Source organism: Roseisalinus antarcticus (assembly GCF_900172355.1).
GTDB classification, from domain to species: Bacteria; Pseudomonadota; Alphaproteobacteria; order Rhodobacterales; family Rhodobacteraceae; genus Oceanicola; species Oceanicola antarcticus_A.
Map to the genome: position 1 here is coordinate 1 of NZ_FWFZ01000063.1, position 8,872 is coordinate 8,872.

General features: G+C 60.2%; 9 protein-coding genes. 4 read left to right on the forward strand and 5 right to left on the reverse strand.

Annotation, left to right across the window (positions count from 1 at the left end; all coding sequences use genetic code 11):
* Nucleotides 1–212 precede the first annotated feature (212 nt).
* The 5 genes from ROA7023_RS25385 to ROA7023_RS22365 form a co-directional block, all read right to left on the reverse strand.
* Entirely contained in the window at nt 213–755 is a 543-nt protein-coding gene (locus tag ROA7023_RS25385; RefSeq protein ID WP_234992411.1) for a substrate-binding domain-containing protein, read from the reverse strand.
* Nucleotides 707–1,189 (reverse strand): LysR family transcriptional regulator, encoded by a 483-nt coding sequence (locus tag ROA7023_RS25390; protein ID WP_234992412.1) that lies wholly within the window; start codon nt 1,187–1,189, stop codon nt 707–709. Before ROA7023_RS25390 ends, ROA7023_RS25385 begins: the two co-directional genes overlap by 49 nt.
* Before the next feature lie 512 nt (nt 1,190–1,701).
* The gene (locus tag ROA7023_RS22355) at nt 1,702–2,424 is read right to left on the reverse strand and encodes a hypothetical protein (RefSeq protein ID WP_085881190.1); all 723 of its coding nucleotides are present in this window, start codon (nt 2,422–2,424) and stop codon (nt 1,702–1,704) included.
* Between the two features lie 336 nt (nt 2,425–2,760).
* A complete protein-coding gene (locus tag ROA7023_RS22360) occupies nt 2,761–3,228 on the reverse strand; it encodes a hypothetical protein (protein ID WP_085881191.1) in 468 nt (155 codons plus the stop codon).
* Between the two features lie 9 nt (nt 3,229–3,237).
* Nucleotides 3,238–4,341, reverse strand: a complete 1,104-nt coding sequence (locus ROA7023_RS22365; protein ID WP_085881192.1) for a site-specific integrase — start codon at nt 4,339–4,341, stop codon at nt 3,238–3,240.
* A 185-nt stretch (nt 4,342–4,526) separates the two neighbouring features.
* On the opposite strand from ROA7023_RS22365, the gene ROA7023_RS22370 reads away from it, so the two are divergent.
* From ROA7023_RS22370 to ROA7023_RS22380, 4 genes are read left to right on the forward strand one after another with little or no spacing between them, the layout of a single operon-like run.
* On the forward strand, nt 4,527–5,192 hold the full coding sequence (locus tag ROA7023_RS22370) for a hypothetical protein (protein ID WP_085881193.1): 666 nt from the start codon (nt 4,527–4,529) through the stop codon (nt 5,190–5,192).
* Between the two features lie 11 nt (nt 5,193–5,203).
* Nucleotides 5,204–5,449 (forward strand): hypothetical protein, encoded by a 246-nt coding sequence (locus ROA7023_RS22375; RefSeq protein ID WP_234992413.1) that lies wholly within the window; start codon nt 5,204–5,206, stop codon nt 5,447–5,449.
* Entirely contained in the window at nt 5,446–5,778 is a 333-nt protein-coding gene (locus ROA7023_RS24630) for a hypothetical protein (protein ID WP_159458644.1), read from the forward strand. Before ROA7023_RS22375 ends, ROA7023_RS24630 begins: the two co-directional genes overlap by 4 nt.
* A 2-nt stretch (nt 5,779–5,780) precedes the next feature.
* Complete coding sequence (locus tag ROA7023_RS22380; protein WP_159458645.1) at nt 5,781–8,435, forward strand: PriCT-2 domain-containing protein; 2,655 nt, start codon at nt 5,781–5,783, stop codon at nt 8,433–8,435.
* Nucleotides 8,436–8,872 lie beyond the last annotated feature (437 nt).

Here is an 8,872-nt window from a genome sequence, read left to right on the forward strand (position 1 = left end):
TGGTCAGGCAAAACCCGCAACTGGCAACCTGCCGGACCCGTCTGGCTTAACCCAGAAACCGAAATCAGCGCCCCTGAAATCAGAGACGCCGCATGAAATCGGCGGACAACTACTTTGACAAACACCGATCCTCGCCACCCATCATCCAGAATATCTCTCGACGGATCAAGATGCTATGATCCGCAGCCAATTCAATATTATCTGATGCATTCTTAGGGGTTTGCCGTCATAGGAAGTAGATACAGCTCATCGTTCAGCCACGGCATCGCCTCGGTTGCCGGATGGACTAGGCGTATTTCGATAAGATTTCGCATCGCTGCATTGATGGTTCCTACAACTTCATCGGCGCATTCCTCGCGTGCGAATAGCGATAGATGACGCGCGAAGCCCTTTGCGGGAAAAGCGTGTAGCTGGACTTTTTTGTGAAACCTCCGGGCCCGAAAGTAGCAGGTTGGTGTCGTCACAGCCCAGCCTGCACCAGCCGCAATCATCGCCATCATTGTCTGGTTACTTTCAATTTCAAACCTAACGGGGATGTCAATTTTCAAACGTCGTAGCTGTGCTTCGATCTGCTTTCTGATCTGTTGATCCTTTGCGTAGTGCAACATTGTCAGTTCCGCCGATCCTGCCAGAAAATCTTCCGGGCGGATTGTGCAATTTGCAGGCGCAGCCAGCACAAAGGGATCGCGAAGCATTGGGATTTCTTTCAGCTGGTCAGTGTTATTATTGGGGCTACTCGCAATACCGATGTCCAATGAATGACCCTCAACATGTCCAATATCTCGCTGCTAGACCGTGTATAGTGGGCAAAATCACATTTAGGCATGCCATTCGCCAAGAGCACCGCCAATTCTGGTCCAATATCACTATCGAAGTCTTCAATCAGGCCAAATTTTAGATGGCGAGCTTCGGTCAAATTCCCAAGAGTTACTTCAGCCTGTGCCATTCGGATTAGCTTTAACGCTTCATCGACATTTTTAAAAAACACAATGCCCGCTGGTGTGAGCGTCATCGGTCGCCGCGCATGATTTAGAAGGGCGACCCCCAGTTGTGCCTCAAGACTTCGCAAATGGTGAGAGACGGTGCTAATCGATAATCCGGCTTCTCGCGCAGCAGCTTGAACCGATCCATGGCCAGCCGTTAAATGAAAAACCTCAAGCCCCTTCAGGCTTAGTTGCGACATATTCATGGTGTTCTCTTCATTCGTGTTAGCAGCCTCAATATTGATCTTTCCGCATCGGGAGTTCTTCAAAACACGGTTCAAAAAACATGGCGGGGCTGAAAAGTAAACGCACCGCACTTGGAAATTACTTTGCCATGCGGACAGGCATTTTGATCTAAGTCGATGAATGGCAACAACGTTCGCGGCTCGTCTGTTGCGACTGTAAACAGCTAAAGGTCAGTTTGGGATCGACCACGATCAAAGCACTTGAATGGCCGCTTCAGCGAAGTGTGCTGCGCTGTCAAAAAAGCGGTGCTGCAGATACGAGCGTTTTCTGCGTGAGCGAAAGCTGCGCCTGCAAAAGGCGGGTTTGTCCGCACCTCACCAGTTTGACCGGTGCGCAGCGAAGGTCGGCTCCCCGCCCTTCGTGTCGACGCACTGCTTCATGCTGGGCCAGGCACGCATGGCGTGCAAGAGCAGAGACCGGTCTATCGCCGTACATGGCGCGGGCAGCAGGAAAGGCCCCGTTTACCGCTGATCTACTGCACGGAAACAGGCTGCAGCACATTGTCAGTGTCGAGACGCAGTGCGCTGCGCCAGAGGGGTGTTTTGAAAACGTGGTGGATGTGCTTTCCGCCCCGCTCTTCAGCGGTTTGCGCGAGCAGTCCCGCCCATTCGAGCGGACGCAAGACGCAGGATGAGAACGCCGCCATTTCCCGCCATCCCGCATTGTCCCAGTCGTGTTCCTCACCGTAAAATGCTGCGAACAGCGCCCGCTCGGTTATGCCATGGTCGGCTTCGACATTTATCACGTTCATCCATACGTCCCACTTTCCGAAGGGACGATCATCAAAGCGGGCGTAGGAGGTATGGTCGATCCTGAGAACAAAAAAAGGGATGATCTCAGTGAACAGCCGCGTTGGAGCCTGTGAAAGCTCTGCGCCACGCTTGGTCAGCCGGAACTCGCCCTTGAAATGCCGCCCAAGGCGCAACGTGATCAAAAGGTAGTGCAGCACCTCAAGTGGTGGGAATTCGTATTCATTGATGACCTTACTATAGCGGAAGATCTCTTCTGCGCTTTTCCCGGGCCAGGCAAAGTGCTCAACAGCCCAGTGAACAAACACCCGCTTGAACGCCTTCGTCTTGGTCAGACCGATCGCCCCATGGTCGTGCGCGTGCTGAAGTGTCAGTTGCGCGGCACGCAGCAGGGGCGAATGCGCAAGGTCGGGATGGTCATCGGGGAGGTTGCGGAACTCGATCATGCAGCGATGCTGCCACAAGACGTTTTTGGGAGCTAGCGTCAAACGGACCCTGCTTTTCACATGCGACTCGCCAAACGTTGACGTGGCGTTGACACGTTTTGCACAAGCAAAAGCCCGACTGTTTAGGTCGGGCTTTAAGCGTTTGATTTAGCGCTTTTTTTTGGTTGCGGGAGTAGGATTTGAACCTACGACCTTCAGGTTATGAGGCCCACCCCTTGGACTGAAAAAGTCTTTTGAACTCCGAGACTTATCGTATTTTTAAACACGCAACGTCGGCGTCGTGTCGCACGGAACTGCCGCAAACAGTTGCGAAGAAACGGGAAACCAGATCGGCCATCACCCACGCTGGCTCTTGAAGCCTTCGTATCGCGGTCGCAGGCGGCATTGCAGGAAGCTCTCCAGCAGCGTCAAGACTGGAACACCGAGTTGGGTAGGAAGAAGGATGTTGACCCGATCCACGTTCGCCCGGATCCAGTTTCCGATCTCCTCCATGTCAGCTTCGCCCAACCCCAAACGCTCGGCGTCAGCAATCACTGATGCGGCGAGCGTGCTCTGCGCGCTGCCCGGATTGTAGTGCTGGCTGGTGTAGCGTGGCTGGCTCTTGGGCCCCACCTTTCCCACCTTCAGGACGTCAGCACCGTGGGTGAAAACGTAGACGGCCATCTGGCCCGTTGGCAGCTGCGTGGGTGACGCGTGGGGCGCAGGCAGCGTCTCAATGCGGATGTCGTCCGTCGCCAGCGTGACGCCCGCCAGCCGCGCGACGTTGGCGAAATCAGCGAGGGTTTGGTTCGGGAGCCACGTCATGGCAAAAGCTTACCCCAGCAGCTTCGCCTCGACCATGGCCATTGCTTTCTGGTGGTCGGGCGAGGGGAAAAGGTGGCCGTAGCGTTCCATGGTCATCTGGATGGAGGAATGGCCCGCGAAGGTCATGATCTCCTTGATCGAGAAGCCTTGTTCGATCCACAGAGACACGGCGAAGTGGCGCAGGTCGTGCCAGCGCATCTTCACCTCGACCTTTTCCTGCAGCTTGCGGAACCGGTCCTGCGTGCGGGTGTGTTGCAGGATCCCGCCCTGCGGCGCGGGGAAGGCCAGCCCCAACTCACTTTTCGGGCAGCGCAGTTTCCAGCGGCGCATGGCGTTCAGCACCATCGGCCCGGCAGGGATGTCCCGGAACCCCGCGCGCGATTTCGGCTCGCCCATCTGGTTGTAGGCGTCGGCGCGCTGGCGGATATAGATGAAGCCCTTGTCGAAATCGACGTCCTGCCAGCGCAGACCCCGCAATTCTGACGCGCGCAGACCGCCCAGCGCCGAAACGATCAGGTGTGGTTTGAAATCCTCGTCGGCGGCCTCGATCAGAGCGCGGATCGCTTCCTTCGACGGCACCGGGGCCTTGTGCTCGATCCGGCTGGATTTGATCACCCGCACGCCCGTGGCGGCATTGGTGAACAACTGGCCATTGTCGATGGCATGGTCGAGGGCCAGCTTCAGCACCGAAATGGCGCGGCGGGTCAGGTGTTCGGACCGACCGTTCAGCAGCAGCCTGTCGCGAAGTTCGTTGACATGGCGGCGGGTCAGTTGGGCGATCAGCTTGTCCCCAATCCCGATGACCGGCGCGTTCAGGTGCAGCCGCACATAGTCGCTGTAACCGCGCAGGGTCGAGCGTTCCATCCGCCGCCCCGTCTTGCAGCGCACCTCGCAATGGTCGAGCCAATTTTTGGCGGCCTCGGCCACTGTCGTGCTGTCGCTGTCGGCCAGATAGGTGTGGTTGGCGACCAGCGAGCGGACCTTCACCAGATAGACGTCGGCGTCCTTGCGGCGCGGGAACAGCTTGGACCTCCGTTTGCCAGCCTGGTCGGTGAAGTCCACCTGCCAGCGGACCAGTCCCGACGGCAGCGTGCGTTTGCGGATCGTGGCCATGGTTTTCCTTGCTTTGGCAATGGGTTGACCCCAGACAGCCTGTCGTGTTGCCATGCGTGCGCTGAGTTGGCGAGGCGAAAGCGATCGGGGTGGATACCTGTTTCAGATTTTTACTCCGAAACTATCTTGTGTGCCAGTAGTTTCGGAGTTATGGTCTGAAACATCCCAAGGAGACGTCCGCACCAATGGCCAAGCTGAGCGATCTTATTCCCACCCTCGCACAGGTGCTGCCAATGCCTGAGCAGACGGTGGCGATGTACGCGCGGCACCTACGCGAAGCGAAACTGATCTCGTCGGGCGGGAGAGGACCGGGAGCAGCGCAAATGACCGCGACCGATTGTGCCCGGTTGCTGATCGCGGTCATGGCCGCCGATCAGGTGAAAAACGCAGCCAGTGCCATTGAAGCTTACTGGCCGCTCGAGATGGAGGACATACAAACCAAACTGGGATTGCCAATAGACCAGCGTGAGGACTGGGGCGACCTTCCAGAAGCCATCCTCGACATCATGATGCCGGACGGCAACGAGGAGCAGAGCTTCGGGGAAGCCGTCGCATCATTGATTGACGGGGTACGGCTCGGCACCCTGACGCATGCCATGGCCGAGATGCGGGATGCCTTTTTGCGCGTTGAGATCGAGCGGCGGTTTCTGACGGGGAAGATCACCTTCCAGAATGACACCGCTGGAATGGGCTATCCGCAGATTGCCCTTCTGGCCCAGTTTGAATTGCCGGAAGGGCCCGAGCGGGAGCGAAGGGAACAGGAAGATTTCAGCGTCGGCGGGGATGCGATGATCACCTTTGCCGTCGGTTACAGAACGATCAACGCGCTGGGCGCGCTGATCCGCACCTAGGAGGACAGGATATGCAGGAAGGATTGCGGGCTGGACCCGCCACTGAGAAGGCTTGCCCGGCGCTGGCCGATGATTTGCTGCGAGGTGCCGATGCCATCGCGGTCTTCGTCTTCGGAGACGTGAAACAACGGCGCAAGGTCTACTATTACGCGACTGAGGCCAAGGTGAAGCTGCCGGTGTTCCGGATGGGCAATGTGATCTGTGCGCGGAAATCCAGGCTGATCGGCTGGATCGAGATGCAGGAGGGTGCGCAATGAACGACGACTGGCTTCTCGACATCACCACCGATGACCATGTCGTCCTCGGCAATCGCATCAGGGCATGCCGCGATGTGCTGATGCATGTCGTGATGCAATCCATCCCGCGCACCACACCGCATGTGGAGGCCAGACTGGCGATTGCCGCGCTGGACCGGGTGCGGACCGAACTGGATTGCCATGTCCGGGTCACTACCCCGCGGGACCGCGATCCGCGTCGCATTGCCGAGAAGGTCTATTTCGGCCCGCACGCCCTGGTCGGCAGCATGGCAGGACACGAAGAACGCTGGGACGACGATTTCGCCTGCTGGGAACTGGAGGAGGATTGAGCATGGAGGACGCCACCCGCCTGACCGACGACACCACCAGCGCCGACGCGGCGGATGCGTTCCCCATGGACCCATCCCTGCCCGAGGATCCGACTGCCCTGCGCTTGGCGCTACACCGCAACGGCTATCGCCCGGTGCCAGTGCTGGGCGCGCATGTCGCCATGAAGGCGGCAGGCAAGCGGCCAATGATGAAAGGATGGGAGACTGTCTGCGCCAGCGCGGATGAGGCCGAGATCACCCGCTGGTCGAAGGCACAGCGCAACTGCACCAATACCGGCCTCTTGTGCGGGCACCTGGTCGGCGTCGATATCGACGTGCTGGACAGCGATCACGCCCACCGGTTGACCGGCATCGCGACCGAGATGTTGGGGCTTTCGCCCCTCTCCCGTATCGGGCGCGCGCCGAAGGTGCTGCTCGCCTTCCGCACCGATACGCCCTTCGACAAGGTCCAGACACCCGAGTTCCAGATGCTGGACGGCACCGTGGCGCGGGTCGAGGTGCTGGCGACAGGGCAGCAGTTCGTCGGCTTCGGCATCCACCCCGACACCAAGGCACCCTATCACTGGCCGGAATGCTCACCGCTCGACGTGCCTCTGCACGAATTGCCGGTTGTCAGCCGGGACCGCTGTGCTGCCTTTATCACGGTGGCTGAGGATTACCTGCGAAAGGTCGGCGGCCAGACCACGACCGAGCGGCGCGAGATTGACCGCGAGGGGCGAAAGGTCGCCGGGCTGAAGCCGAAGGAGGCACCATCGCGCGAACTGATCGCGGAAGCCGTCGCGCACATCCCGAACAACGACCTGCCCTATGACGACTGGATCAAGGTCGGCCTCGCTCTTTACGCAGCACTTGGCGCAGACGGGCGCGACCTGTGGGAGACTTGGTCAGCTGATGCCGCGAAAAACGATCCTGCCCATACCGCCGAAAAATGGGACAGCTTTGCCAGCGTGCGCACCGTGACCGTTGGCACGCTGTTCTGGCTGGCTCAGCAGAATGGCTGGCGTACGGAACTGCCGCGCAGGGTGCGCACGGCCCGCCCAAGCCGTGACGCAGGCGATGCCGTCCCGGCCGAGGGCAACCGGCCCCTCATCCGCATTCGCGCTGGCCAGATGCCCGAAGCCATCGACGAGGCAGAGGATGCGCTGATCATCGCTGGCCTCGGCTTCTATCAGCGCGGCAGCATCGTCGTGCGCCCGGCCATGGTCCCGGTGGCCATCTCGGGCGGCCGCCAGATCGACGCGCCGCGCCTGGTGCACGTAAAGGCGCACCACATGGCCGAGGCATTCACAAAGGCCGCCTATTGGGAGCGCTTCGACATGCGCGCCGGGGATTGGGTCAATACCGATTGTTCGCAGCGGCTGGCAGAAACCTATCTGGCGCGCGAAGGGCAATGGCGGCTGCCGGTGCTGACCGGGATCATCAACGCACCCACTCTGCGCGAGAATGGCTCGATCCTCGACCAGCCCGGCTATGATGCGCAGACTGGCCTGCTGTTCGACCCACAGGGCGAACGCTTCCCCCTGCTGACTCGCGATCCCGACCGCGATACCGCCCAACGCGCGCTGGGCTTCCTGCGCGACCTGATCGCCAGCTTCCCATTCGTGACACATGCCGACCGCTCGGTTGCCTTGTCGGCAATCCTGACCACGCTGATCCGCCGCTCGCTGCCCACGGCCCCCCTGCACGGCTTCAACGCGCCGACGGCGGGAACCGGCAAGTCCATGCTGGTCGATCTGGCCAGCATCATTGCCACCAGCCGACCAGCGCCGGTGATTGCGCAAGGCAAATCCGAAGATGAAATGGAAAAGCGGCTTGGCTCGGCCCTGATCGCGGGCGACGTGCTCATTGCCATCGACAACTGCGAGGAACCGCTCGGCGGCGAATTGCTCTGCCAGGCGATGACCCAGACCAGCCTGAAGGTCCGCATCCTCGGCAAGTCGATGAACGCCGAGGTGCCGAGCAACGCGACGATGTTTGCCACCGGCAACAACCTCACGCTGGCAGGCGACATGACTCGCCGCGCCATCCGCGCCACGCTGGATGCCGGGGTGGAACGACCAGAACTGCGCGCCTTTGACCGCGATCCTGTCGCCATGGTGATCCAGACGCGCGGGGACTATGTCGCAGCGGGTCTGATGATCCTGCGGGCCTTTCACATCGCTGGCCGCCCGGCGCAGACCGTTCCCCTCGGCTCATTCACCGCGTGGTCGTCATGGGTGCGCGATGCCTTGATCTGGCTGGGCGAGGCTGACCCCTGCGAGACAATGGAGGGCATGCGCGGTGCCGATCCGAAGCTGGAGGCGTTGACGGCGGCGCTGGAGGAATGGCGATCGGTCATCGGCACCGACCGCGTGACGGTGCGTGAAATCATCGAGCGGGCGGCCGCACAGCACGCCCAGCTTTACGGCAAGCCCGAGTTCGTGAACCCCGAGTTCCGCGAGGCCTTGCTGCGGGTCGCAGGCGAAGGCGGGGCGATCAACGGCACACGGCTGGGCAAATGGCTGTCCTCGCATCAGAACCGCATCGTCGCAGGCCGCCGCATTGTCGCGGCAGGCACCAGCGGCAACCGGGCGCACTGGCAGATGGAGGTGGTGGACCGCGATGCCGCCCCGACGCCCGACGGTTCTGATCCGTTCCGGAGGGCTGCCAATGCGTGACACCTATTCCCGGATTGTTCAGTTAGGTTGGGTGGGTTTGGTTAGGTGCTCCCAGCCATATTCCTTGTTTGTCACCGAAACTGTCAGTGACGTAGAACAGCCATCGTGCCGACATGACACCACACACAACGCATGTGATGTGACAGTTACGGGAAGTGGCCGGGATCACCCCACCCAACCCACCCACCCTAACCAGACAGATCGGCAACGGGCGGCACGGCTCGGGATAGCCCGTCAAAACATCAGAACCGTTGTTAGCGGGCAGGAACACAGGACCGCAGCCATCCGGGCGGTTCCTTTTGGGCAGTTTCGTATGTGGGGGAGCGCAGCGCATGACCCCTCCAGCGTCAGGGGGCGAATTTGACTAAACTCAACACCTCCGAAACCAAGACCGCCTTCGCCACACGCGTCGGCCTGACCAAGGGACGCATCTCGCA